Source organism: Cellulomonas sp. GbtcB1, from assembly GCF_019091725.1.
Lineage (GTDB): Bacteria > Actinomycetota > Actinomycetes > Actinomycetales > Cellulomonadaceae > Cellulomonas.
Genome location: NZ_JAGXJG010000745.1, coordinates 1 through 228 on the forward strand (window position 1 = coordinate 1; position 228 = coordinate 228).

Below are 228 nucleotides of genomic sequence, written 5' to 3' on the forward strand. Positions count from 1 at the left end.
CGAGCGGGACCCCGCCCCCCGGCGCGTAGCCGACCGCCGCCGGGGTGCCGGACGCGGGCACCGGGATGACCAGGTCGGCCTCGACCGGGTGCCCCTTCGCCAGGCGGCGGCCCATCTCGACGCGCGCGGCGTGCACGGAGCGGCCGGCGATCGTGGTGTCCGGTCGGGCCAGGTAGACGTACTCGAACACGCAGCCCGCGCGCTGCTGCTTCTCGGTGAACCGCTGGG

At 77.2% G+C, this 228-nt stretch carries 1 pseudogene; it reads right to left on the reverse strand.

Features of this window, described 5'->3' with window-relative positions:
* A pseudogene (locus tag KVT14_RS22050) lies at positions 1 to 228 on the reverse strand (amidophosphoribosyltransferase); the annotation flags it as partial.